The following is a 25,318-nucleotide window of genomic DNA, read 5'->3' as shown; positions in this document are numbered from 1 at the left end:
CAAAACACACTTTAATCAAGTGACTTGAGTATTCTTTTGGCGAAAGTAGAAACCGTTAGTTGCGATGCGACTCAGATGAAACTCATTTGGGTTGTATGGTTAAGTGACTAAGCGTATACGGTGGATGCCTTGGCAGTCAGAGGCGATGAAGGACGTAGTAACTTGCGAAAAGCGTTGGCGAGCTAGTAACAAGCATTTGAGCTAACGATGTCCGAATGGGGAAACCCGGCACCATAAGGTGTCATCACTAAGTGAATACATAGCTTAGTGAGGCGAACGAGGGGAACTGAAACATCTAAGTACCCTTAGGAAAAGAAATCAACCGAGATTCCCCTAGTAGCGGCGAGCGAACGGGGATTAGCCCTTAAGCCTAGAGGGTGTTAGTGGAATGTGTTGGAAAGCACAGCGATACAGGGTGATAGCCCCGTACATGAAAACTAACTTTAGGTGAAAACGAGTAGGACGGGACACGTGATATCTTGTTCGAATATGGGGGGACCATCCTCCAAGGCTAAATACTCCTGACTGACCGATAGTGAACCAGTACCGTGAGGGAAAGGCGAAAAGAACCCCTGTGAGGGGAGTGAAATAGAACCTGAAACCGTATACGTACAAGCAGTGGGAGCGGTTCTTGAGACCGTGACTGCGTACCTTTTGTATAATGGGTCAGCGACTTACATTTTGTAGCGAGGTTAAGCGAATAGCGGAGCCGTAGGGAAACCGAGTGTTAACTGCGCGTTTAGTTGCAAGGTGTAGACCCGAAACCCGGTGATCTAGCCATGGGCAGGTTGAAGGTTGAGTAACATCAACTGGAGGACCGAACACACGTATGTTGAAAAATGCGGTGATGACTTGTGGCTGGGGGTGAAAGGCCAATCAAACCGGGAGATATCTGGTTCTCCTCGAAAGCTATTTAGGTAGCGCCTCGAGCGAATACCATTGGGGGTAGAGCACTGTTAAGGCTAGGGGGTCATCCCGACTTACCAACCCTTTGCAAACTCCGAATACCAATGAGTACTACTCGGGAGACACACGGCGGGTGCTAACGTCCGTCGTGAAAAGGGAAACAACCCAGACCATCAGCTAAGGTCCCAAAGTTATTGCTAAGTGGGAAACGATGTGGGAAGGCTTAGACAGCTAGGATGTTGGCTTAGAAGCAGCCATCATTTAAAGAAAGCGTAATAGCTCACTAGTCGAGTCGGCCTGCGCGGAAGATATAACGGGGCTAAGCAATACACCGAAGCTATGGGTACTAGCGCTTGCGCTGGTGCGGTAGAGGAGCGTTCTGTAAGCCGTTGAAGGTGAAGGGGTAACCCACGCTGGAGGTATCAGAAGTGCGAATGCTGACATGAGTAACGATAAAGGGGGTGAAAAACCTCCTCGCCGAAAGACCAAGGGTTCCTGTCCAACGTTAATCGGGGCAGGGTGAGTCGACCCCTAAGGCGAGGCCGAAAGGCGTAGTCGATGGGAAACGGGTTAATATTCCCGTACTTCTGCTAACTGCGATGGAGAGACGGAGAAGGCTAGGCTAGCGCGGCGTTGGTTGTCCGCGTTTAAGGCTGTAGGTAGGGTGCTTAGGCAAATCCGGGCACCTAATACTGAGAGTTGATGACGAGTCACTACGGTGATGAAGTAGTTGATGCCATGCTTCCAGGAAAATCTTCTAAGCTTCAGGTTAGTAGGAATCGTACCCCAAACCGACACAGGTGGTCGGGTAGAGAATACCAAGGCGCTTGAGAGAACTCGGCTGAAGGAACTAGGCAAAATGGTACCGTAACTTCGGGAGAAGGTACGCTCCTGTTGGTGATGAGACTTGCTCTCTAAGCTGACGGGAGTCGCAGATACCAGGTGGCTGCAACTGTTTATCAAAAACACAGCACTGTGCAAAATCGCAAGATGACGTATACGGTGTGACGCCTGCCCGGTGCCGGAAGGTTAATTGATTGGGTTATCTTCGGAGAAGCTCATGATCGAAGCCCCGGTAAACGGCGGCCGTAACTATAACGGTCCTAAGGTAGCGAAATTCCTTGTCGGGTAAGTTCCGACCTGCACGAATGGCGTAATGATGGCCACGCTGTCTCCAGCCGAGACTCAGTGAAGTTGAAATTGCGGTGAAGATGCCGTATACCCGCGGCTAGACGGAAAGACCCCGTGAACCTTTACTATAGCTTGGCACTGAACATTGACCCTACATGTGTAGGATAGGTGGGAGACTTTGAAGCGGGAACGCCAGTTCTCGTGGAGTCATCCTTGAAATACCACCCTTGTAGTGTTGATGTTCTAACTCTGGCCCCTGAATCGGGGTTGAGGACAGTGCCTGGTGGGTAGTTTGACTGGGGCGGTCTCCTCCCAAAGAGTAACGGAGGAGCACGAAGGTTGGCTAAGTACGGTCGGACATCGTACGGTTAGTGCAATGGCATAAGCCAGCTTAACTGCGAGACATACACGTCGAGCAGGTGCGAAAGCAGGTCATAGTGATCCGGTGGTTCTGAATGGAAGGGCCATCGCTCAACGGATAAAAGGTACTCCGGGGATAACAGGCTGATACCGCCCAAGAGTTCATATCGACGGCGGTGTTTGGCACCTCGATGTCGGCTCATCACATCCTGGGGCTGAAGTCGGTCCCAAGGGTATGGCTGTTCGCCATTTAAAGTGGTACGCGAGCTGGGTTCAGAACGTCGTGAGACAGTTCGGTCCCTATCTGCCGTGGGCGTTGGATGATTGAAGGGAGCTGCTCCTAGTACGAGAGGACCGGAGTGGACGAACCGCTGGTGTTCGGGTTGTCATGCCAATGGCATTGCCCGGTAGCTACGTTCGGAATCGATAACCGCTGAAAGCATCTAAGCGGGAAGCGAGCCCTAAGATGAGTCATCCCTAGACCTTTAAGGTCTCTAAAGAGCCGTCCGAGACTAGGACGTTGATAGGCAGGGTGTGTAAGCGTTGTGAGGCGTTGAGCTAACCTGTACTAATGACTCGTGAGGCTTAACCATACAACCCAAAAGGGTTTCGTACGATGGTTTTACGTGATCAAAAGAATACAAAAGTACTTGATTGAAGTGCGAACTCAAGCAGCTTTCTAAATTTCCAAATTTGTCTGGAAACCATAGCATTGTGGTCCCACCTGATCCCATCCCGAACTCAGAAGTGAAACGCAATCGCGCCGATGGTAGTGTGGGGTCTCCCCATGTGAGAGTAGGTCATTTCCAGGCGCCTAATTTAGTATCCCGCGTAAGCGTGTTACTAAAGGAGCGGTAGTTCAGTTGGTTAGAATACCGGCCTGTCACGCCGGGGGTCGCGGGTTCGAGTCCCGTCCGCTCCGCCAACATTAAGACGAAAGCCCTAGCAGCAATGCTGGGGCTTTTTTCGTTGTGTGCAAAAAGCCCGTGGCCGAGAGCAGAAGTTCAGCTGTGCTTCCATGGAGTTTGTAGGCTCTGTCTCAATAGAAAACGATAGTGCGGGTTCGAGTCCCCTCTTCCCCTGCTCGTTTCACTTCGCGCGCATGAGCGCATCGCTTTGCGATATGCGCCCACCAACATTAAGATGAAAGCCCTAGCAGCAATGCTAGGGCTTTTTTCGTTTCTGGCTTTCACAAGTTTAAGCCGTCCTAGCTTATCTCTATATGCTTATAGCTAAATGCAATAATGTTTAGTCACTAAGTAACTTAAATGTGGCATAATCGGCACAAACACACGCAATTAATCCTGTATTGATAAGATGTGTTACGTCTGACGACCCTTTTTTAGGTGCAGTGGCTTTGCTGAAATTTTTCTCACGTCCCTCGCTCATTCTCTTCGCACCTCTGGTGTGTGTCTTGCTGTTTGCGTTTTTTATTACCAGTAGCTACTTTGTCGAGCGTCAGCAACGTCGAGATTATGTGTCCGCCTCCCAGGTAGAGCACCTGTCTCAGGGATTGATGCGAATGAATCACCTGGTAGCGATGGCGGCCAAGGCGCAAGACTTCACGCGGGTAGAGGAGGAACTGGCCCTGCTCGGCAGCGATATTCGTCTTTCCGTGTATACGCTTATCGATCGCAGGGGTAACATACGCTTTGCCAATCATGGGGTATGGCGTGACAGCTCGGCGCAGTTAGTGATCGATGGTTACGAGAGCCAGGCCCACGAAAACAGCGTCGCCGAGGGCAGATCTCGCATCTACTTCAATGATAAGCGTCAGTCGATCCAAGCCTATTATCCTATCACCCCACAGCTCTCCTCTCTGTCGGTCGAACGTCCCGAACTCATCTATCTCGAATATGATATGGCGCCCATGCTGGCCGCTAGCGATGAAACCGTTTTAGTAGGCCTGATGCGAACCGGTGCGATTGCCTTGGCGACCACCTTAGTCTTGCTCGGCCTGTTTTACTATTTCGTGTTGTCGCCGATTCGCTACCTGAGTCGCCAGGCGGCGGCTCTGGGCCAGCGTGAAACCGATTCCAGGCAAAAGCCGATCGAGTCTCCCTTCATTGAATTGCATAGCCTAGAGCAGAATCTTAGGCGCTTTAAGGATAGGTTCCAGCAGGGGGCGAAACAGCTTAAGGATAGCGAGCAGAGATGGCTGTTTGCCGTAGAGGTCTCACGTTACGGTATCTGGGACTGGAACCTGGAGGACAATAGCGTATTTCTCTCCGACCGCTGGAAGGATATGTTGGGCTACGGGCCTGAAGACTTAGTGCCCGAGCTGGCAACCTGGGAGAGCCGGCTGCACCCCGAGGACAAAGAGGGGATACTCAAAAACCTTAACGCTTACCTCAATGGGGAAACCGAGGAGTTTGAGAGCGTGCATCGACTGCGTCATCAGCAGGGGCATTACATCTGGGTGCTCGACAGGGGGATGACGGTCGAGTGGAACGAGAAGGGTAAACCGCTACGCATGATAGGCACGCTGTCCGATGTGACAGAGGATATTCGTAACCAGAAGGCGGCGATGCATCAGGCCAAGCACGACCCGCTCACGGATCTCGCCAATCGCCGCGCCTTGATGGACGCCCTGTATCAGCAGCAGGATGAGTCGGGAAGCTGCACGGCCTTGTTTATGCTGGACCTGGATAACTTTAAGGTGGTCAACGATGCCCTCGGGCATCATGGTGGCGACAGACTGCTGATCCAGATTGCTGCCAGGTTATCCAGCTACTTCTCCTCTAACTCGCTGATCGCCCGTGTGGCCGCCGATGAGTTTGTGGTTCTAGTGAAGAAGTTACCGGAAGATCTCCTCGGTGCCCAGCGTCGTGCACAGGCCCTGGCGAGTCAGATGCGTCAGCTGATCGCCCGCAGCTTCCATATCAGTGGCCATACCTTTAATCTCTCCGCCAGTGTGGGGATCGCCATCATCGATCCAAGCGAGACGATCCCGCCGGAGCAACAATTAAAACGGGTCAATATGGCGCTGGCTCAGGCGAAGGAGAGTGGACGCGATGCCTGTGTGGTCTATAGCAGCGAGATGGATAAGCGTGCCGCGCAGAATCTGATGATCCGCACCGAGCTGGTGCATGCCGTTACGCGTCATCAGTTGTCTCTCTTCTATCAGCCGCTGCTAAACGCCAAGGGCGAGATTGCCTCGGTCGAGGCCTTGCTGCGCTGGCACCATCCACAGCATGGGGCTATTTCGCCGGCCGACTTTATCCCTGTGGCCGAGGGTAGCGCCCTGATTGTCGAACTGGGTGAGTGGGTGTTGCTGGAGGCTTGCCGTTTCATTCGTGGGTTACAGGAACAAGGTATTCGCCCACCTATGGTCTCGATCAATGTCAGCGCGCGTCAGTTCCACCAGGATGAGTTTGCACCTAAGCTACTGGTCATGCTAAAGGATCAAGGGATCAGCCCTGCCCATATCGAACTCGAGCTTACCGAGCATGTGTTATTGACTGACCTGCAGCAGGTGCGCCAAACCATGACGCAATTGAGAGAGGCAGGGGTCAGCATCGCCGTGGATGATTTCGGCACGGGTTATAGCTCGCTGAGTTATCTGCAGGAGCTACCGTTGAATCGCCTCAAGCTAGATGCCAGCTTTATCAGAGACATGGGTAATGGCGATGCCTCTGCCTCTATCGTCAAGGCCATGATCGATATGTCTCACAGCCTGAATCTCGAGTTTGTTGCCGAGGGCGTCGAGATCCAGTCTCAGTTCGAGCAGCTCAAGGCCTATCGCTGCGATCTATACCAAGGTTATCTATTCCACCGTCCTATGCCGGGCGAAGAGTTGGCTCGTCTGCTGGTAAGGCTCGGAGACAGGCCACTGTTATCAAGCGTGTAGGCTGAGAAAGTCTGCAAGTTGTCCCAGCGCCTGGTTTCGGGCGCTATCCCTTTCGATGAAGATCTCATGACGGGCATGGGCGACCTTAAACAGGTGGCAATGCTCTCCCCTGGCAGCATCTTGCGCGCGATTGTCGACGATGGAGTCTTCCTCTGCCTGTAAGATCAAGATAGGCGTCTGAGTGTGTTTCGCGGCTTCTACTGCTTGCTCGCAGGCATCGAGGGACTCGGTTAGCCAACGGTTGGTGGGGGAGCCCAGCTGCAGCTGCGGGTAGGTCTCATACAGCCGACGATAGTCTTGATAGCGCTTAGCGCTATGGGTGAGCTCGTTCTGCTCGAAGGGGACGGGCTGATAGTTCTTGCCCCCTAAGACGTAGTTGGGCTTGCTGCTCGAGCCATTGTCCAGGTGTCCGGCCAACCAACGCACGAAGGGCTTAGGCATCGGCAGGCAGATGCCATACATGGGTGCCGATAACACTGCCGCATCGAACACCTTGGGTGCCTGCTGTAGATACAGGGTCGCTATGGTGCCGCCCATGGAGTGCCCCACCAGAAACAGCCTGTCATGTTGCTTGGGGATGACTAGGGTATCGACGAAGAGGCCAAGGTCATCCACATAGTCGGAAAATTTCGCTACATGCCCCTGGTGCGGATTGTCGGTTAGCCTGTCTGAAAGCCCCTGTCCTCTGTGGTCCAGGGCGTAGACGCTATATCCCAGCTGATAGAGATCGAAGATCAGCTCTTGATACTTAAGGTAGGCCTCGACACGACCGCTGCTGATCACTATCGCCTGATTCGACTCGGGGTGAGCGGCCACGCAGTAGGCCAGCTTGAGTCCATCGCCTGTCGTCAGATAACCCTGCTCGACACCCTGCCAGAAAGCATCTAGCTGCTGACGATTGTCAGTCAGTTCGCTGGAAAAAGCCGGCAGTGAGGTGGCGATAGTGTCAGTGCTTGTAGAGACTGGGGCTGTGGACATGGGCGATCTGAATTAGGGACAAGATGCCTGAGTGTAACACGATATCTTATGGCGATTAATGGCTTGAGGGGGCTAAGTTCCTCAAGCCATTAATACGCTGGAGGGGCTAGCGAGCGGCCTGAGCGGCGATGAAGTCATCTATCTGCTGTTCCAGCAGCGCCATGGGCACAGATCCATTGGCCAAGACGGCGTCATGGAAGGCGCGGATGTCGAACTTTTCACCCAGTGCCTGTTCGGCCTTGGCGCGTAAACGCTTGATGGTGAGTTCGCCTATCTTGTAGGACAGTGCCTGTCCCGGCCAGGAGATATACCTGTCTATCTCCGTCGTGACATTGTGAAGCGACAGCGCCGTATTGCCGGCCATATAGTCGATGGCCTGCTGACGTGTCCAACCCTTGGCGTGCATGCCTGTGTCGACCACCAGGCGGGCGGCGCGCCACATCTCGTAGGTCAGACGGCCGAAGTTGCTGTAGGGGTCTTGGTAGAAACCGCCTTCCAGTCCGAGATACTCAGAGTAGAGTCCCCATCCCTCGCCAAAGGCCGAGATATAGCTGTAACGACGGAAGTTAGGCAGGGAGGTCAGCTCCTTGTTGAGGGAGATCTGCAGGTGATGGCCAGGTACGGCTTCGTGTAGGGTCAGGGCTTCTAATTCATACAGGGGACGTTTGTCCAAGGCATAAGTGTTGACCCAGTAATAGCCGGGTTGGTCATCGCCACTGGCGCCAGAATAACGCCCCGTGGTGTATTTGGGGGCGATCTCGGCGGGCACCTCCTGGATGCCGTAGGGCGTGCGCGGCAGCTTGCCGAAGAACTTCGGCAGCATGGCATCGGCCTTCTTGGCGATAAAGGCGGCCTCTTTCAACAGCTGCTCCGGGGTCTTGGCGTAGAACTGAGGATCGGTGCGCAGGAAGTGGAGGAAATCGGCGAAGCTGCCCTGATAGCCGAGCTTATCTATGATCGCCTGCATCTCGGCGCGAATGCGCTTAACCTCTTTTAGCCCGAGTTGGTGCACCTCGTCTGCGGTCATTGGCAGTGTAGTGTAGTAGCGTACGCGATTCTCATAGAAGGCTTTACCGTCGGGAAGATCGTAGGCGGCAATACTCTCCCGTGCGCCTGGGATATATTCCTGGGTCATGAAGTCATAGAAGGCCTGATAGCTGGGCAGTACGTTCTGCTCAATCAAAGCCTTGCCCTGCTCCGTCAACTCGGCTTTCTGGGCCTGGGTAAAGTGCTTGGGAAAGTGGGTGAAGGGCTTGAAATAACCACTCTGCTCAACCGGCACTATGAAGGCACTAATGCTCTCTTCGAAGCCGTTTAAGACCACCCTCGCCGGGGTGATGCCTTGGGCCAGACCCTGTTTCAGCCAATAGGTCTGCTGCGAAAAATAGCGGGGCAGGGCCTCAAGCTTGCTTAAGTAATTGCGGTAATCGGCCTCGCTGTTGAAGTTGCCCTTGGCGATGGAGGCGATATAGGCGTGAAAGCCACTCTCTGCGGTGATCGGTAGATAATGGTCGTGGAAACGGTATTGATCGACACTGTTTTGTAACTGATAGATGAGTATCTGAGCGTCGATGCGATCGGCCTTATTGAGCGATGCCAAATCTAAGGCATTGAGGCGTGCCAACAGGGCCTGCTCTGCCTGGTTATGGTTTGCCAGCGCCTCGGGTGAGAGGTCATCCAGTTTACCCGCCGCCGTCTCGTCTCCCTGTGCGTAGGCCATTTCTGGGCTAGACTCTAATCTAAGTTGCCAGGCATCGTCCATGATGCGCTGTAATTGCTGATGGCTCTGGCTGACACTGGTTTTAGGCGTCGTGGCGACATCCGCCGTAGGGGCCATTTGACAGGCCGTGAGGCTGAGTAAGAGTAGACAAGGGGCTAAGGGTTTATACATGGGTGGTCCTGTTGTCATTATTATGGGCCCAGGAATGGGTTTCACGATTATGCAATATTCAATTTGGCGGGTCACCCACGGCGCTAGATAAATTGTGAGCAGGTATTGCAGCAGAGTTAAGTCGAAAGCTGAACATAAGTCATGCATATCGTTAAAAAATGCATGTTATAGTTGCAACAACTTCAGACCAGACAAAAAACAATATTGGCTGAGGGGTTCAAATAGGGGTTAAATATGATTGATACATCCATTCCGTTGGTGGATCTGCATCGTCATCTTGATGGTAACGTCAGGGTGGAAACGATTTGGGACCTGGGCCACCAACACAATATTGCTTTACCTGCCGATACCTTGGAAGGTTTGGCGCCTTTCGTTCAAATTCAGGGGAAAGAATCGAGTCTGGTGGCTTTCCTAAAGAAGCTCGACTGGATGGTTGCCGTTCTGGCGGATCTCGATGCGGTTAAACGTGTGGCCTATGAGAACGTCGCCGATGCGGCGATCTCTGGCCTGGATTACGCCGAGTTGAGATTCAGTCCTTACTATATGGCGATGAACCACAAGTTGCCGATAGAAGGCGTCGTCGAAGCTGTTATCGACGGTGTTAAGGCGGGTCTCAAGGACTATGAGGTGAAGATCAACCTGATTGGCATCATGTCTCGCTCTTTCGGGCAGGATGCCTGCATGCAGGAGTTAGAGGCCCTGCTTGCCCATAAGCAGCACCTGGTGGCGATGGATCTGGCGGGGGATGAGCTAGGCTTCCCTGGCGCCCTGTTTAACGATCACTTCAAGAAGGTGCGTGACGCAGGGTTAGCTATCACGGCTCACGCCGGTGAGGCTGCTGGCGCCGAGAGTATGTGGCAGGCAATACAGGAGCTGGGCGCTACCCGCATCGGCCATGGTGTCAATGCGATACATGATCCTAAGCTGATGGAGTATCTGGCTGCCAACAGGATAGGCATAGAGTCCTGCCCAACCAGTAACCTGCACACCTCGACTGTTACCAGTTATCAGGAGCATCCGCTGCGTACCTTCATGGAGGCGGGCGTGTTGATTGGTCTCAACACAGACGATCCGGGCGTGAGTGCCATCGACATCAAGCACGAGTACCGCACCGTGAAGCAGGAGATGGGCTTTAGCGACGCCGAGCTGGCACAGCTGCAGCGCAACGGCGTGGAGATGGCCTTTATCTCCGACAGCGAGCGTAAGGCGCTCTATGCCGCCAAGGCCTAAGAAAGCATAAACAAAAAAGCCGATGATGATTCATCGGCTTTTTCATGTTTGGGGTTTAGATAACCCGAGAGAACTGCTGCTGACGAGCCTTATCGCGGAAGTAGACGTCGAAACAGATACAGATGTTGCGGATCAGCAGACGGCCGGTTTCGCCAACTGTGATCTTTCTGTCTTTGACTTCGACCAGCTTGTCGTCGATAAAGGTTTGTAGCAGTTTGAGATCTTCGGCGAAGTACTCTTCAAACTTAATCCCTAATCGCTCATCCATCTTGGCCATATCCAGATCGAAGTGGCAGATCAGCTGCTTGATCACGGCGCGGCGGATCTCGTCGTCACGATTAAGCTTGCAGCCTTTCCATAGGGCGTGACCCTTCTCATCCACCGACTCATAGTAAGGGCGGATATCTTTCTGGTTCTGGGCGTAGCAATCGCCGATCTGGCTGATGGAGGAGACCCCAAGACCCAGAAGATCACACTCTTCCTGGGTAGTGTAACCCTGGAAGTTACGGTGCAGGCGACCTTCGTTCTGCAGGATGGCAAGCTCGTCATCCGGCTTGGCGAAGTGGTCCATGCCTATGTACTGGTAGCCGGCACCCGTCAGTGTCTCGATAGTCTGGTGTAGCATCTCCAGTTTCTGCTGTGGTGTCGGCAGATGCTCGTCCTTAATCTTACGCTGGGCCGCGAAACGCGCCGGCAGGTGAGCGTAGTTAAACACAGAGAGTCTGTCGGGAGACAGATCCAGTACGCGCTGCATAGTCTCTGCAAAGCTCTCCGGTGTCTGGTGCGGCAGGCCGTAGATCAGGTCGATGTTGGTCGACACGAAGCCCATGGCCTTAGCCTTGGCTATCAGGTCGAAGATAAACTGCTCGTCCTGTTCACGGTTAACGGCAATCTGCACCTCTTTGTTGAAGTCCTGTACGCCGACCGAGATACGGTTGAAGCCTGCTTCTTTGAGGGTGTCTAGCATAGAGAGTTCGATCTCGCGAGGATCGACTTCGATAGAGTATTCACCCTCTTCGGCAATATTAAAGTGCTCTCTGAGCAGCGCCGACAGCCTTAGGATCTGCTCAGGGCTGAGGAAGGTTGGCGTACCGCCACCCCAGTGGATCTGGGTGACCTGATAATGCTTAAACAGCGGTGCGCGTTTGACGATCTCTGCCGCCAGGTATTCGATATATTGGTCGGCCTTGTGCTGGTGACGGGTGATCACCTTGTTGCAGCCGCAGTAGTAGCAGAGCTTGGCGCAGAAAGGAATGTGTAGATACAGCGACAGTTTATTGCTCTTACTGTTGGCAATAGAGGTGAGCAGGTCTTCTTCGGTGAAGGAGGCGTCAAATTCTAGTGCGGTCGGGTAAGAGGTATAACGAGGACCGCTGTAATTATATTTTTCGATCATTGACTGATCCCAACTAATTTGGGTGGGCTGCTTCAAGGCGTGTCCTCCGAGGGTGGTAAATTAGCAACTAGCGAAGTATGCAATGTTATTGAGTGAATAACATTGATCCAGGTTGCAAATTAGCACTGCAATTTATGTTAGCTGTCGAATATCCTTGTTTTCGGCTTAAATGTCTTGGTCTTAAGCCGTTTTTGTGCACCGACTCACGTCAGTGGCTGAGGTGGGCATAGGCTTTGGCCAGCAGGGCCACCTCGGCCATGATCTCGGCTTCCAAGACCGATTCTGACTTCATTCTCTCTAAGTCTAGCTTCATGCGCTGCTGCTTGGCCAACGCCTTGCGCTGCTCCATGATAGGGTGGGACTCGATGATCTCATAATGCTTAAAGAGCGCCGGATACTGGTGTTTCACCTGCTCTGTGTGGCCGAGAATACTGAACAGCTTACCGATACGCATCACGCCCTCTGACAGTTCACAGCGCTCTTCGAGCATGGCGGCGGCGATATAGTGAATGTTGCCGAGCAGTTCCAGCTCCTTGGCGTCAGCCGCGGCTTGTTGGGCTTCGCGTTGCGCTTTTTGTCGTGCGGTTTGCTGTTTCAGCTTGAGTAACAGGTTGGCGGCATAGGCGGCCAGGCCTAAGATGATGATGGCGCCTAGGATGAGGAGTGTCGTAGTCATAATGCAATCCGAGGTGTTGGTTAGCTAGGTGTTAATCACAGAGGCGAGATAGAGAAATGGCATCGAATCGATGCCATTTGGGTTAGCCTGAGGCTAGTCTTTATCTTGATAATCTTTGAGCAGATCAGCGCCAGATTCAAACTTATCCAGCAGATCGTCGTCTGAGCCGACCGTGGTCTTCATCACATGCTCGAGGTCATCCTCTTCTGTGATGCCCAAGCGATCCATCAGGCGCTCGATCTCTGTTAGTTGCTTCTCTAACCAGGCCTGATCCGCATCGTTGAGATCTCGACCCTCTTCGAGCATGTCGAGCAGCTTGTTGAGTCTAGGATCTTCCTCTAGTTTCAGCAGTTTCTGCTCGTCGCTCATCTTAGGTGCCTTGGGCTGCTTGGCCACAGGCGCCTTAGTCGGAAGCTCAAGTGCGACAGGCTTCTTGCTGCCGTGGCGAGGATCTTTGGCCTGTGCCGTGCCCGATTGCTTCTGTTGGATCTGCTTTTCGTTATGACGACTGCCCGCTTTATTGCCCGACTTCTGCTTCTTACCCGTGACGACACGGTCTTCTTTCTTGGTTCTAGGCGGACGCTTTGGCGCATTCTCATTGATCTTGCGCGATTTCTTACGGGTCATAACGTTAATCTCAACTACAAAAAATCGTGAACCTACCTAACCCTGGGTTAGATAAGTGAACTTGGGTCGCGTGTTATACCAGATCCTGTTGGTTTTTGCACCAAAATGAGATCTTTCGAGGCGAATAATAGCCTAAACTCGGCCTGGCTTGCCAAATATTGGAAGGTGGCTTGCTGATAAAAGCTGACATGGGTCAGATTGTTTTTGTGGTGCCATTTGGGAAAGCCCTGAAGCTCGGTGAGCAGTTGGGTACTGATCGCCATCCAGCCGCCGGGTTTAAGCAGGGAACACAGCAGCTGCCACTCTTTTCCAGGAAAGCGAAAGTGCTCGAAGACGCGATAACAACAGATGAAGTCGTATTCGAGTCTTAGCAGGGTATGATCCGGGGCGAAGTGTGGATCATACTGGTTGAGCTGATGGCCTCGGGCCTTGATGGCGTCTATCGCCTGTGGGTTTAGCAGTCGGCCGAAGTTGAGTCCTAGCAGTGGGCCCTGAACCTGCTGCTCACACTGAGTGATCAGGCTCGACAGGAATTGTTGCAGCGGCTTGTCTTTACTATTGGCCGAGCGGTAGCGTTTTACCTCGGCGCTGGGCGGCAGATGAGAGTTGGCATCGGCAAACAGCAGCATGCAGCGCTTACAGCGATAGATGCAGCGTTTTCTATCTTGATAGAAGGGGGCGGTCTCTTCGCTGGTGCACAGGGGGCATCTTCGCATGGCTAGGGCATGACTCTTAAAGGCTGGGTTAATTGCTGCTACCCGGTTTAATTTACTGTAGGCCAAGCGGAAACAGAAGCGTATTTTTTGCCGGATATAAAAAAAGGCGACAGTATCACTGTCGCCTTCCAAAAAGTACCAAAGGTACTCAATTCTGATTCCAAGTTTCCTTACTTGCTATGCGACTCTCCCAGTCGGATTCCATCTTATTTTTTAATCTGCTTTCCATGCATAGTTATTTTCGTTTTCGGTCTTCCAGACGCTTTTTTTCTTTCCCTGTCGCCTTCCTGACCACAGCTTCCGTAGATGGTCTTCATTGACACATCACAATCCATATCGTCATCTTTGACGCCTAATAAACCATCCCTGTTCGGTTTACATTAAGTTCAGCAGTAAGCAGTTCAACTGTTTTCTGAACCGTAAGGAAAATGCTAATTAGCGCATTGGCCTTCCTAACCAATATCCTTACCAAGTTATTACGACCCGACTTCAGATGCGAAGTACTTCTCTTATTATTTTTAGTGAGTGGTCAAAAAATTATTATTATTTTTGCTTAACTTTATTCTTATATCTTAAATGTAATCACATACCGAAATCTGTTTATTGTTATTAGGTAGATTTTATACAAACAGTTGGGTTTACCTCGGTACGGGCACAATTAAAACGAAATCTGTGATCTATGTCAAGCACCAATTTTCAACAGTTTACGTAAACGTAAACTTTGGGGTGTTAAAAAGGGTGGTATAAACCACCCTTTCGTTATCCAGCGATTAATTACTTAATGCTTGAAATATATTTAGATAGTGCTTCGATATCTTCGCTGGTCAGCTTCTTGGCAACGTCTTGCATCATGCCGTTTAGGTCGTTGTTACGACTTGTATCGTGAAACTTATTCAGCTGGATCTTGATGTAGTTAGCGTGTTGGCCCGCGATAGCTGGGAAGCCTGCAGCCTCAGAACCTTTACCGCTCGGACCGTGACAGGCGATACATGCAGTCACACCACGTACGGCGTCACCACCCTTGTATAGTTGCTCACCCAGTTCAGGCACGTCTTTGACTTCGCTCATCGCAAGTTTTTGCGAAGAGAAGTAAGCCGCTAAATCTTCGATATCCTGATCCGACAATGCCGCCGCCATTGGGCTCATCATAGGATCGTTACGGCCTTCTTTACCGCCTGTGTGGGCAGCTTGACGCAGCTCGGTTAGCTGCTTCTTCAGGTAAGTTTCTTGTTGACCCGCAATCTTGGGGTACATGTCGATCATACTGTTACCATCAACACCGTGACAGGCAGAACAAATGATTGCTTTAGTTTTTCCCGCTTCAGCATCACCTGCTGCTAGAGCCGGAGTTGATAGAGTGGCTAACATCGATAGCGCAATAGCGAACTTTTTCATGGCGTTCCAACTTTTAGTTAAATTTTTTGTCCTGAGCTTACGAGAGTGACCTGCAAGCGTGATAAAATATGATTTATGTGATCGGGGTAATATTTTACACGAAATTGTGCAAATGTAAGCAAGTCTTCGATATTTAAACTGAAGAAATAACAAATTTTGGGGTGGGTAGTGACTGATTCTCGTATCGATTTTCGACAGGCCAAGTTTTTGATCAGTGCGCCGGATATTGCGCATCTGGATGAGCACTTGCCCGGTGATGTAGGCGTCGAAATCGCCTTTGCCGGCCGCTCTAATGCCGGAAAGTCGAGCGCATTAAACCAATTAACCGAGCAGAAGAACCTGGCAAGAACCAGTAAGACACCTGGGCGTACCCAGTTGATCAACGTCTTCGCGCTCGATGAGCACAGACGCCTGGTGGATTTGCCTGGCTATGGTTTCGCTCAGGTACCGCTGGCCATGAAGAAAAAATGGCAGCAGGCGCTGGGGCAATATCTGCAGGAACGCGCCTGTTTGAGTGGCCTGGTCGTGCTGATGGACATTCGTCATCCCCTCAAGGATCTCGACATGCAGATGATCGAGTGGGCGGTGGATTGCGATATTCCCGTGCTTGCCTTGCTGACCAAGTGTGACAAGTTGGCGCAGAGTGCTCGAATGAAGACGGTTAACGATGTGCGTAAGGCCTTGGCGGATTTTGGCGACGGCGTGAAGGTGGAGCCATTTTCTTCCTTGAAGGGAACCGGCAAGCCTAAGGTGCTGGGGATTCTTAACGAATGGTGTCATCCAGATTGGCTGGTGGAAGCCTTAGCCGACGCCGAACAAGAGTAACAACTTTCACTTGTGATTAGAGAGCGCCTCCAGATTGGGGGCGTTTTTTTATGCCTGGTTTTTAGTTGCAAAGGCTCTAAGCTGCAACGGCTATTAGCGGGTAACTCTTTGAGTGGATTAGTAATGGTGGGTAAAAAAAATGCCGACGGCTACACCATCGGCAAAAAATACATTAGCTCTTTTGGGGAGAAGCTAAATTTCAACAAGACTCAAGTTCTATCGGTCATCGACCAATAGTTCTCAGTGGTCATAGGATAGCCCGAATCCCATCCAAATTAAAGTATTTGCTCTAAAATAAATTTCAGACGAAAAAAAGCCCCAGCAAGTAACTTGCTGGGGCGCCAGAATTTGGCTTTTCACTTAACGTGAAATAAAAAAAGGTCTGAAAGATAGAACATCTTAACCTCTGTACCCTACGCAGAGAATAATACTTCATTGGTCGTAATATGGGAAACTGTTTTTTGTAAAAAACGACAATAATGTGAGCAATGTCTAAAAAAGTGCTCAATAAAAGCACAGGTTTTTGATCTAAAATTTACCAAAATTGCCTTTAAAAGAGCTGTTTAGCTAAAAACTGCCCTTAAGTGAAAAAATATTACTATTTTTGGTGGTTTTTACGGCTTCGCGGGTCGAGAGGGCGAGATGCCAAGGTGAATGGCTCTCACAGCATAAAAAAATGCCCCGGTCTGCCGGGGCATAGTCGAGGCATTTTTGTGGCTCAATTCAGATTTAATTGAGCATTGAGCCGAGTATCCGTTGAGCCATATTCGCAAACCTAAGGCTAGTGCGCCTGTTCCCAGTTATCGCCAATGCCAGCTTCGGCCAGCAACTCGACATCTAATGAGGCTGCCTGTGCCATCAGTTCACACACCTTGAGTTTGAGCGAGTCGGCCTTGTCGGCGTCGACCTCAAACACCAGTTCATCGTGTACCTGCATGATCATGGTGATCTCTCCCTGGGTCTCTGTCTCGATCCACTGGGCGATATTGATCATGGCCTTCTTGATGATATCGGCGGCCGTGCCCTGCATCGGCGCGTTGATCGCGGCGCGCTCCGCTGCCTGACGGCGCATGGCGTTTCTATCCTTGATGGCCGGCAGATAGAGCCTGCGACCATAGAGGGTCGATACGTATCCCTGTTCGGCGGCGGCAGCGCGGGTATCTTCCATATACTTGAGCACGCCTGGATAGCGTTTGAAGTAGATGTCGATATATTGCTGGGCCTCGTGACGTGGAATATCCAGCTGGCGGGCCAGGCCAAAGGCCGACATGCCATAGATGAGACCGAAGTTCACCGCCTTGGCGCGGCGACGCTGTTCGCTGGTGACTTCACTGAAGTCGACGTCGAACACCTCGGCGGCGGTAGCTCTGTGAATATCCTTGCCCTCTGCGAAGGCGCTCAGCAGCCCCTTATCCTGGGAGAGGTGAGCCATGATCCTCAGCTCGATCTGCGAATAGTCGGCTGCGAGGATCTTGCGTCCCTCTGGCGCCACGAAGGCGTGACGAATACGGCGGCCCTCCTCGGTGCGGATGGGGATGTTCTGCAGGTTAGGCTCGCTGGATGACAGGCGACCCGTGGCGGCGATGGCCTGGTGGTAGCTGGTATGTACCCGGCCAGTCTTGCCATCGACCATCAGCGGCAACTTGTCTGTGTAGGTGCTCTTAAGCTTAGATAAGCTCCTGTGCTCCAGGATGATCTTGGGCAGCGGATAGTCCAGGGCCAGCTCGACCAGCACCTCTTCGGCGGTGGACGGTGCGCCCTTAGGGGTCTTCTTCAATACTGGGTAACCCAGCTTCTCGAAGAAGAGGGCCTGCAGCTGTTTGGTCGAACCAAGGTTAAATGGCTCGCCGGCGATCTCATAGGCCTTCTGTTCCAGCTCGTCTATCTTGCGCGCCAATTCGTCGCTCTGCTGACCCAGCAGCATGCTGTCGATCAACACGCCCTGACGTTCAATCTGAGACAGTATGCTGACCAGAGGCAGTTCTATGTCGGTAAAGACGCTAGCAAGTTCGCTGGCCTTTTGCAGTCTCGGCCAGAGATGCTGATGCAGCCTGAGTGTGATGTCGGCGTCTTCGGCGGCGTAAGGGGCCGCAGTTTCCAGCGGGATCTGGTTGAAGGTCAGCTGCTTAACGCCCTTGCCGGCGATCTCTTCGAAGCTGATATTCTTATGACCCAGGTATTTCAGCGCCAGGTCATCCATGTTGTGCTTGGAGGCGACCGAGTTAAATACATATGACTCGAGCATGGTATCGAAGGCCACGCCCTTGAGGGCGATGCCGACATTGGCCAGTATGCTCATGTCATACTTGAGGTTCTGTCCCACCTTGAGAAGGCTAGGATCTTCCAGCAGTGGCTTGAGCTTGGCCAGTACCTGCTCGCTGTCGAGCTGCTCTGGGGCATCGGCATAATCGTGTGCCAGCGGCAGATAGGCGGCCTTGCCTGGTTCGATGGCAAACGAGAGCCCTACCATTTTGGCCTCCATGTAGTTGAGGCTGGTGGTTTCGGTATCCAGGGCAAATAGTGGTGCGGCGGCCAGGGCCTTGAGCCACTCATCTAAGGCTTCCCAGGTCAGAATGGTGTCGTACTGGGTATCGATAGCCTGAGGCGCCGGCACTTCGTCGGCCTCTTCTTGGCTGCTGGCACTCGACTTGTTGTCTAACACCTCGGCCAGCCAGCGTTTGAATTCCATCTCGCCGTAGCATTTGATCAGTTCGTCGCGATCCGCGCCTTGAATGTTGAGTTGGTGCCAGTCTTGTTCTAGTTCGACATCGCACTTGATGGTCGCCAGCTCATAGGAGAGTTTCAGCATGTCGCCATGTTCGGCGATCTTGGCGGGCATGGTCTTAGCACCCCTAAAGCCGAGCTCCGGCATCTTCTCTGGGTTGGCGAGGATGGCTTCGACGCCGCCTACACCCTGTAGCATAGCCAGCGCCGTCTTCTCACCGACACCGGGCAGGCCGGGGATGTTATCTGCCTTATCGCCTTGCAGTGCCAGTAGGTCGATGATCAGCTCAGGGCCGACACCAAACTTCTCGCTCACCTCATCGGGGCCTAGGATGGTGTTGGTCATAGTGTTGATCAGGGTGATCTTATCATCCACCAACTGCGCCATATCTTTATCGCCTGTGCTGATCAGCACGGCGCGGCCTTCCTGGCTCGCCTGTCTGGCGATGGTGCCTATGACATCATCGGCCTCGACGCCGGGAATACAGACTAGGGGAAGCCCCAGGGCGCGAATGATGCGATGCAGCGGCTCGATCTGCGTCCTGAGATCGTCCGGCATGGGGGGTCTGTGGGCCTTATATTCGGCATACATCTCATTGCGGAAGGTTTTTCCCTTGGCATCGAACACCACCGCCATCTGGGTAGGCTTATATTGGTTGAGCAGGCTGCGTAGCATGTTGATCACGCCATACACAGCCCCCGTGGCCTCACCCTTGGAGTTGGTCAGGTGAGGCGGCGCATAGTAGGCGCGGTAAAGATAGGAAGAACCATCCACAAGAATGAGTGGGTTTTCAGCGATATTAGGCATAATTTTATCTATTTTTTCGGTATGCGATGATGGCGCTAGCATGCCATATTAGGGCGATTTCGGCCACGGCAAATTACTCAGCAGCCTGTGGATAAGTCTGTGAGCTAAAAAAGTTTCAGCGAGTAGGGATCACGACGACGAACATAAGCGGGTGATGCAACTTGTTGATTTGTTTTTGTATTATATTTTTATGTGAACTAGGTATTACTTCCGAGTAAAAATTCCTAATTTGTGGATTTTTTATTTTGTCATCCATATTTATGCTCTGACTTGGCGAAATTGCTCGGCCTTGTTAGAGTCGATGAACTAACTTAGCATGAAAAATAATCAGATCAACCCTTTTGTTATCTGGTTGTTAAAACTATTCGGTCTATTAAAGGAGTTTTTAATGAAAAAATTTGCTGTTTTATTAAGCGGCGCGGGAGTGTTCGACGGCAGCGAACTTCATGAGGCGGTATTGACTCTGCTGTCGCTGACCCAGGCCGGAGTAAGTTATCAATGTTTTGCACCCAACATAGAGCAGATGCACGTGGTGAATCACCTCACAGGTGAGGTGGCCGTGGGTGAGCATCGCAACGTGCTGGTGGAGTCGGCGCGTATTGCCCGTGGCGACATCAAGGCAACGGACGAGTTAGATATCCAGGCCTTCGATGGTCTGGTGATCCCAGGTGGCTTTGGCGCCGCGAAGAATCTGTGTAATTTTGCCGTGGTGGGCAGCGAGTGTGAGGTGGCACCTAGCGTGAAGGCCTTCATCAGCGAGTTTGTCGAGGCGAATAAGCCGGTGGGCTTTATCTGTATCTCGCCCGTGATGATCCCTAAGCTCTATGGCGAGAAGGCCAAGGGCACCATAGGCCATGACAGCGACACGGCCCATGCCTTTAACCTGATGGGCGGAGAACATGTGGAGGCCAATGTCGAGCAGATCGTCGTCGATGAGGCGCGTAAACTGGTGAGTACGCCGGCTTATATGTTGGCCGAGAATATTGCCCAGGCCCATATCGGCATAGATAAGCTGGTGAAGAAGGTGATTGAGCTGGCGTGAACTCGTACCAAACCGCAATAAATAATTGATCACTCATTGTGATTGGTATTAGCTAATAGAATAAGGGCCCATTTAATGGGCCCTTATTGATCTCGTGACCTCTCTGAAGGCCCATGTTTATCTAGAGGTTAATTAAACCCGTCGACGACTGTCGATAAAGCCTTGGGCCAGGCCCACCATTAAGCCGCCGACATGGGCGCCGTTGGCAATGGATAGGCCGAACATATCGGTAAAGCCAAACACCAGCCAGACCAACATGAAGCCTATGTAGGCAGGTGGCAGGCCTATCCCCTTCTCGGGACGTCTGACTCCCATGATCCAGGTGTAACCCACAACCGCATAGACCACACCCGACAGGCCGCCGAAGTTGGGACCACCTATGGCATATTGCAGCAGGTTCGGCAGGGTGCCGGCGATCAGCAGTAAGGTTAAAAGTGGAGTCACCCCTAGCTTGTTCTCTATCTTGCCCCCCAGATACCACCACCAGAGCAGGTTGAAGATGATATGCATGGCGGAGAAGTGCATCAGGCTCGGGGTAAATACGCGCCAGATCTGACTGGTGTCGCTCCCGGGTACGGCAGCGAAGAAGGAGAGTGCCTCGAAGATAGGATTGGCGAAGCCGAAAATGAAGCCGAGATAGATTAGCGTGCAGCTGAGCATGACGATAAGGGTCAGGGGGCCGGCCCCGGACAGGAACTGAGTCATCAGCTGCAGTCCAGGCGCGCCATAGTCTAACTTGGTGCCTGTACTGCCGTTTTCCCAGGAAGCCTGAAGGTACTTGTCGTCATAGGGGTTGCGCACGAAGTGCTCATATTCGCGGCGCGCCTTGGCGTAGTCTTGCTCTCGGGCGACATAGAGGATCACCCCGTGTTCGGCATGTTGCAGCTGGCAATCTATGCCCTGGCCCTTGAGGTAATCGATCAGCGCCTGGGCGGCGCGCTCATTGGGGAGACGACCAAGTTCCAACATAGGCGTACCTCTGGAAATTAATGGGCTTCGCGCCAAGCCTGGAAGCCACCATCCAGGCTATAGACATCATCGAAACCCTGTTCATGCAGATATTGCGCGGCATTTTGGCTGCTGATGCCGTGATAGCAGACCACGACTAAGGGGCTGTCCATGTCGGCCTCGGCAATATAACGCGCCAGGTTTTCGTTGTTGAGGTTGGTCGAGCCGGGGATCTGTCCCGCCTCGAAGCTGGCGCCGTCGCGGATATCGACTACCTGTACCTCGGTATTGTCTTCCAGCATATGGATGAGTTGATTGACACTCAGGTGTTGAAAAGCAGACATAGTCAACCTGTAATGAAAAAGAGGGATAAGTAAAGTGTGCAACATGGGGCCGTGAGAGTACAGCCCCGGTTGCGAGTGGTGCGGGGGATTAATCCCAGCTGAGGATCACCTTGCCCGATTGGCCCGAGCGCATGGCGTCGAAACCGGCTTGGAAATCATCGACATTGTAGTGATGTGTGATGATTGGCGAGATATCCAGACCCGATTGGATCAGGCTGGCCATCTTGTACCAGGTTTCAAACATCTCACGGCCGTAGATCCCTTTGATGATGAGTCCCTTGAAGATCACCTTGCTCCAGTCGATGGCCATGTCGCCGCCAGGAATACCCAGCATGGCGATCTTACCGCCGTGGTTCATGGTATCCAGCATGGAGTGGAAGGCTGCTGGCACGCCCGACATCTCAAGGCCCACATCGAAGCCTTCAGTCATGCCGAGATCTTGCATCACATCTTCCAGCTTCTCCTTGGCCACGTTAACGGCGCGGGTGGCGCCCATCTTCTTGGCCAGCTCGAGGCGGTATTCGTTCACGTCTGTGATCACCACGTGGCGTGCGCCGACATGGCGACAAACTGCGGCGGCCATGATGCCGATAGGGCCTGCACCTGTGATCAGCACATCTTCGCCGACCAAGTCGAACGACAGTGCCGTGTGCACCGCGTTACCGAAAGGATCGAAAATAGAAGCCAGATCGTCAGAGATATCGTCAGGGATCTTGAAGGCGTTGAAGGCAGGGATCACCAGGTATTCGGCAAAGGCACCTTCGCGGTTAACACCCACACCAGAGGTATTGCGGCACAGGTGAGTGCGGCCCGCGCGGCAATTGCGGCAGTGGCCACAGGTGATATGACCTTCGCCAGAGACGCGATCGCCAATCTGGAAGCCACGGACTTCCTGACCAATCTCGACCACTTCGCCCACATATTCGTGGCCGACTACCATAGGCACTGGAATGGTGTTTTGTGACCACTCATCCCAGTTGTAGATATGCACGTCGGTACCGCAGATGGCGGTCTTACGTATTTTGATCAGCAGATCGTTGTGGCCAACTTCAGGTTTTGGCGCATCAACCATCCAGATGCCTTCTTCAGGCTTGAGTTTGCTTAAGGCTTTCATCGATAGACTCCTAGATAATTCCCATCTCTTTGGCGATGCGGGTGAAGGCATCGATGGCGCGATCTAGCTGCTCGCGGGTATGAGCGGCCGACATCTGCGTACGAATACGGGCCTGGCCCTTAGGTACCACAGGGAAGGAGAAGCCGATCACATAGATGTTCTCTTCCAACAGACGGTTAGCAAAGTCGCTGGCCAGCTTGGCATCGCCAATCATCACAGGGATGATGGCGTGGTCGGCGCCGCCCAGGGTAAAGCCTGCCGCAGTCATCTTCTCGCGGAAGTAACGGCTGTTTTCCCATACGGCTTCGCGCAGTGCCTGGCCTGACTTTAGCATCTCCAGCACGTGAATCGAGGCGGTGACGATAGAAGGGGCCAGCGAGTTAGAGAAGAGGTAAGGACGCGAGCGTTGACGTAGCCAGTCGACGACCTCTTTCTTCGCCGAGGTGAATCCACCCGATGCGCCGCCCAGGGCCTTGCCCAGGGTGCCCGTGATGATGTCGACTCTGTCCATCACGTCGCAATACTCGTGGGTACCGCGGCCGTTTTGACCGATAAAGCCCACGGCGTGAGAGTCATCCACCATGACCAGGGCGCCATATTTATCGGCTAGATCGCAGACGCCTTTGAGGTTGGCGATCACGCCATCCATTGAGAACACACCGTCGGTGGCGATCAAGATATGACGGGCACCGGCTGCCTTTGCCGCCTGCAGTTGGGTCTCCAGATCGGCCATGTCGTTGTTGGCATAGCGGAAACGCTTGGCCTTACACAGACGTACACCGTCGATGATAGAGGCATGGTTCAGGGCATCTGAGACGATGGCGTCTTCGGCGTCCAGCAGGGTCTCGAACAGACCGGCGTTCGCATCGAAGCAAGAAGAGTAAAGAATAGTGTCTTCCATGCCGAGGAATTCGCTCAGGCTGGCTTCGAGTTGTTTATGAATATCTTGGGTACCACAGATGAAGCGCACAGACGCCATGCCGAAGCCGTGATCGCTCAGGCCCTGCTGCGCCGCGGTGATCAGCTCGGGATGATTTGCCAGGCCAAGGTAGTTGTTGGCGCAGAAGTTCATCACTTCGTGGCCGTTGACTTCGATTTCAGTCTTCTGAGGAGAGGCAATAACGCGCTCGCTCTTGTATAAGCCTTCCGCTTTAACTTCAGCCAGCTGCTGATTGATTTGATCGTAGAATGAGGTCGTTGCCACCTGTAGTCTCCTTCTTTCTGTCTCGTTTTATTTTTGTATGCTTTGCCCGAGCCTGCTCACTTGGCAGATAAACTCGAGGAAAGGCGATAAGTTAGGAACCATCTTTAACGCATAAGTCAGGCTTGTCATAGCCAGGTATCGCCCCGTCGATGAATGATTAAGTCTAGTTCAGTTTCGACCATCTATTGTTGCCGACACGCCTGCCGGAAAAGGGGACGCCTGGGATATGGATCGCGCTAGGCTGGCCGAATTCTAACCTTAAACCCGGCCGGCGCCACATTTTTTTTTGCGCTATTAACTAAGTTAGTGCAAGTGCAACTTTCGCATAACAAAAAATAATGCGAAATATCACAACTGTCCTATCACGACAGGCTTAGCGAGAGGCCAGATGATGAGGTGAGTGGCAGATCCGTTGTTTAGTCTTCTTCCTGTTCCGCCTTAGCCAGGGCCTGGTAGTGCTGCTCCAGCCTGATGAAGGTGGGTCTGGCGGACTCACTGGCGTAGGCCTTGAAGATCATCAACACTCGCAGTAGCCCCTCGTAGAGGGAGGTCTTAGTGATCTGGGTGGCCTCAGAGTGGGTGAGCTGATTGCTGATCCAGAAGCAGGCCACCATGCGTATGGTGTCGGCCAGTGGCGTGATCTCGGCGTCGTCGATCACCAATACGCCATCCTGTTTTAGCTGGGTAAGGATACTGGTGGCTCGCTTGAGTACCTGCTCATGGGTGACCGTATACTGCTTATTGAGCACCTCGTCGCGGCTGAGGATGATCACCAGGTTGGCGTACATGAAGCGGAACTGCCACAGGGTGTAGAAGAGGGCGTCGAAGTAGCCGATCAGGAGGTCGACATCGACCTTCTTGCCTTCATAGGGCTGAAAGCCTGTCTCCAAGTGCTGTTCATAGAGGCTGAAGATGGAGCGGATGATGTCTTCTTTATTACGAAAATGGTAGTAGAGGTTACCCGGGCTGATCCCCAGATGCGCGGCAATATGGTTGGTGGTGATGGCGCGCTCACCATGCTCGTTAAACAGGGCAAGGGCGGCGTGGACGATTTTATCGCGGGTCTTCATCTTGATCCTAAGTCAGGTCGGTTTATTACCCGTGGGCCGGCCTTGCCTGGCGCGCGAGTCATAGGGCTATATTCGAGTAAAGG

Annotated in this window: 17 protein-coding genes, 1 tRNA gene and 2 rRNA genes; 7 read left to right on the top strand and 13 right to left on the bottom strand. The window is 52.6% G+C overall.

Features of this window, described 5'->3' with window-relative positions; translation table 11 throughout:
* Positions 1–97 precede the first annotated feature (97 nt).
* The 4 genes from SHEW_RS19300 to SHEW_RS19285 all read left to right on the top strand — a co-directional run bounded on the left by SHEW_RS19300 (position 98) and on the right by SHEW_RS19285 (position 6,247).
* A 23S ribosomal RNA gene (locus SHEW_RS19300) occupies positions 98–2,990 on the top strand.
* A gap of 103 nt (positions 2,991–3,093) precedes the next feature.
* Positions 3,094–3,209: ribosomal RNA gene (gene rrf, locus SHEW_RS19295) — 5S ribosomal RNA — on the top strand.
* A gap of 36 nt (positions 3,210–3,245) precedes the next feature.
* Positions 3,246–3,322 (top strand) — tRNA-Asp (locus SHEW_RS19290).
* A gap of 432 nt (positions 3,323–3,754) precedes the next feature.
* Positions 3,755–6,247 (top strand): putative bifunctional diguanylate cyclase/phosphodiesterase, encoded by a 2,493-nt coding sequence (locus SHEW_RS19285; protein WP_011867518.1) that lies wholly within the window; start codon positions 3,755–3,757, stop codon positions 6,245–6,247.
* Here SHEW_RS19285 and SHEW_RS19280 read toward each other — a convergent pair.
* Together SHEW_RS19280 and SHEW_RS19275 are read right to left on the bottom strand one after the other, a co-directional pair.
* A complete protein-coding gene (locus tag SHEW_RS19280; protein WP_011867517.1) occupies positions 6,236–7,225 on the bottom strand; it encodes an alpha/beta fold hydrolase in 990 nt (329 codons plus the stop codon). The two genes, SHEW_RS19285 and SHEW_RS19280, sit on opposite strands and share 12 nt — an antisense overlap.
* A gap of 106 nt (positions 7,226–7,331) precedes the next feature.
* The gene (locus tag SHEW_RS19275; RefSeq protein ID WP_011867516.1) at positions 7,332–9,116 is read right to left on the bottom strand and encodes a DUF885 domain-containing protein; all 1,785 of its coding nucleotides are present in this window, start codon (positions 9,114–9,116) and stop codon (positions 7,332–7,334) included.
* A gap of 234 nt (positions 9,117–9,350) precedes the next feature.
* Here SHEW_RS19275 and add point away from each other — a divergent pair, with 234 nt between their 5' ends.
* Complete coding sequence (gene add / locus SHEW_RS19270; RefSeq protein ID WP_011867515.1) at positions 9,351–10,346, top strand: adenosine deaminase; 996 nt, start codon at positions 9,351–9,353, stop codon at positions 10,344–10,346.
* Between the two features lie 55 nt (positions 10,347–10,401).
* Here add and hemN read toward each other — a convergent pair whose 3' ends face one another.
* The 5 genes from hemN to SHEW_RS19245 all read right to left on the bottom strand — a co-directional run bounded on the left by hemN (position 10,402) and on the right by SHEW_RS19245 (position 15,156).
* The gene (gene hemN / locus SHEW_RS19265; protein WP_083764367.1) at positions 10,402–11,778 is read right to left on the bottom strand and encodes an oxygen-independent coproporphyrinogen III oxidase; all 1,377 of its coding nucleotides are present in this window, start codon (positions 11,776–11,778) and stop codon (positions 10,402–10,404) included.
* Between the two features lie 172 nt (positions 11,779–11,950).
* Entirely contained in the window at positions 11,951–12,418 is a 468-nt protein-coding gene (locus tag SHEW_RS19260; RefSeq protein ID WP_011867513.1) for a DUF2489 domain-containing protein, read from the bottom strand.
* 93 nt (positions 12,419–12,511) lie between these two features.
* A complete protein-coding gene (gene yihI / locus SHEW_RS19255; protein WP_011867512.1) occupies positions 12,512–13,045 on the bottom strand; it encodes a Der GTPase-activating protein YihI in 534 nt (177 codons plus the stop codon).
* A 47-nt stretch (positions 13,046–13,092) separates the two neighbouring features.
* Positions 13,093–13,761, bottom strand: coding sequence for a methyltransferase domain-containing protein (locus tag SHEW_RS19250; protein WP_011867511.1), 669 nt, complete (start codon positions 13,759–13,761; stop codon positions 13,093–13,095).
* A 774-nt stretch (positions 13,762–14,535) separates the two neighbouring features.
* The gene (locus SHEW_RS19245; protein ID WP_011867510.1) at positions 14,536–15,156 is read right to left on the bottom strand and encodes a c-type cytochrome; all 621 of its coding nucleotides are present in this window, start codon (positions 15,154–15,156) and stop codon (positions 14,536–14,538) included.
* A gap of 168 nt (positions 15,157–15,324) precedes the next feature.
* Between SHEW_RS19245 and yihA the strand changes: the two genes are divergently transcribed.
* Positions 15,325–15,981 carry a ribosome biogenesis GTP-binding protein YihA/YsxC gene (gene yihA, locus SHEW_RS19240; protein ID WP_011867509.1) on the top strand — a complete coding sequence of 219 codons (657 nt, stop codon included), beginning with the start codon at positions 15,325–15,327 and terminating at the stop codon, positions 15,979–15,981.
* A 781-nt stretch (positions 15,982–16,762) separates the two neighbouring features.
* Here yihA and polA read toward each other — a convergent pair.
* Complete coding sequence (polA, locus tag SHEW_RS19235; RefSeq protein ID WP_041406808.1) at positions 16,763–19,513, bottom strand: DNA polymerase I; 2,751 nt, start codon at positions 19,511–19,513, stop codon at positions 16,763–16,765.
* Positions 19,514–19,901: 388 nt separating this feature from the next.
* Between polA and elbB the strand changes: the two genes are divergently transcribed.
* Positions 19,902–20,555 (top strand): isoprenoid biosynthesis glyoxalase ElbB, encoded by a 654-nt coding sequence (elbB, locus tag SHEW_RS19230; RefSeq protein WP_011867507.1) that lies wholly within the window; start codon positions 19,902–19,904, stop codon positions 20,553–20,555.
* A gap of 132 nt (positions 20,556–20,687) precedes the next feature.
* Here the strand turns inward: elbB and glpG are convergent, their stop codons facing one another.
* The 5 genes from glpG to SHEW_RS19205 form a co-directional block, all read right to left on the bottom strand.
* On the bottom strand, positions 20,688–21,524 hold the full coding sequence (gene glpG, locus SHEW_RS19225; protein WP_011867506.1) for a rhomboid family intramembrane serine protease GlpG: 837 nt from the start codon (positions 21,522–21,524) through the stop codon (positions 20,688–20,690).
* Between the two features lie 17 nt (positions 21,525–21,541).
* Positions 21,542–21,847, bottom strand: coding sequence for a thiosulfate sulfurtransferase GlpE (glpE, locus tag SHEW_RS19220; RefSeq protein WP_011867505.1), 306 nt, complete (start codon positions 21,845–21,847; stop codon positions 21,542–21,544).
* A gap of 88 nt (positions 21,848–21,935) precedes the next feature.
* Positions 21,936–22,961 (bottom strand): L-threonine 3-dehydrogenase, encoded by a 1,026-nt coding sequence (gene tdh, locus SHEW_RS19215; RefSeq protein WP_011867504.1) that lies wholly within the window; start codon positions 22,959–22,961, stop codon positions 21,936–21,938.
* 10 nt (positions 22,962–22,971) lie between these two features.
* Positions 22,972–24,165 carry a glycine C-acetyltransferase gene (locus SHEW_RS19210; RefSeq protein ID WP_011867503.1) on the bottom strand — a complete coding sequence of 398 codons (1,194 nt, stop codon included), beginning with the start codon at positions 24,163–24,165 and terminating at the stop codon, positions 22,972–22,974.
* A 416-nt stretch (positions 24,166–24,581) separates the two neighbouring features.
* Positions 24,582–25,235: a TetR/AcrR family transcriptional regulator gene (locus tag SHEW_RS19205; RefSeq protein WP_011867502.1), complete on the bottom strand. Its 654-nt coding sequence runs from the start codon at positions 25,233–25,235 to the stop codon at positions 24,582–24,584.
* Positions 25,236–25,318: the final 83 nt, after the last annotated feature.

Source organism: Shewanella loihica PV-4 (assembly GCF_000016065.1).
GTDB classification, from domain to species: domain Bacteria; phylum Pseudomonadota; class Gammaproteobacteria; order Enterobacterales; family Shewanellaceae; genus Shewanella; species Shewanella loihica.
This window is presented reverse-complemented; position numbering and strand designations above follow the sequence as displayed.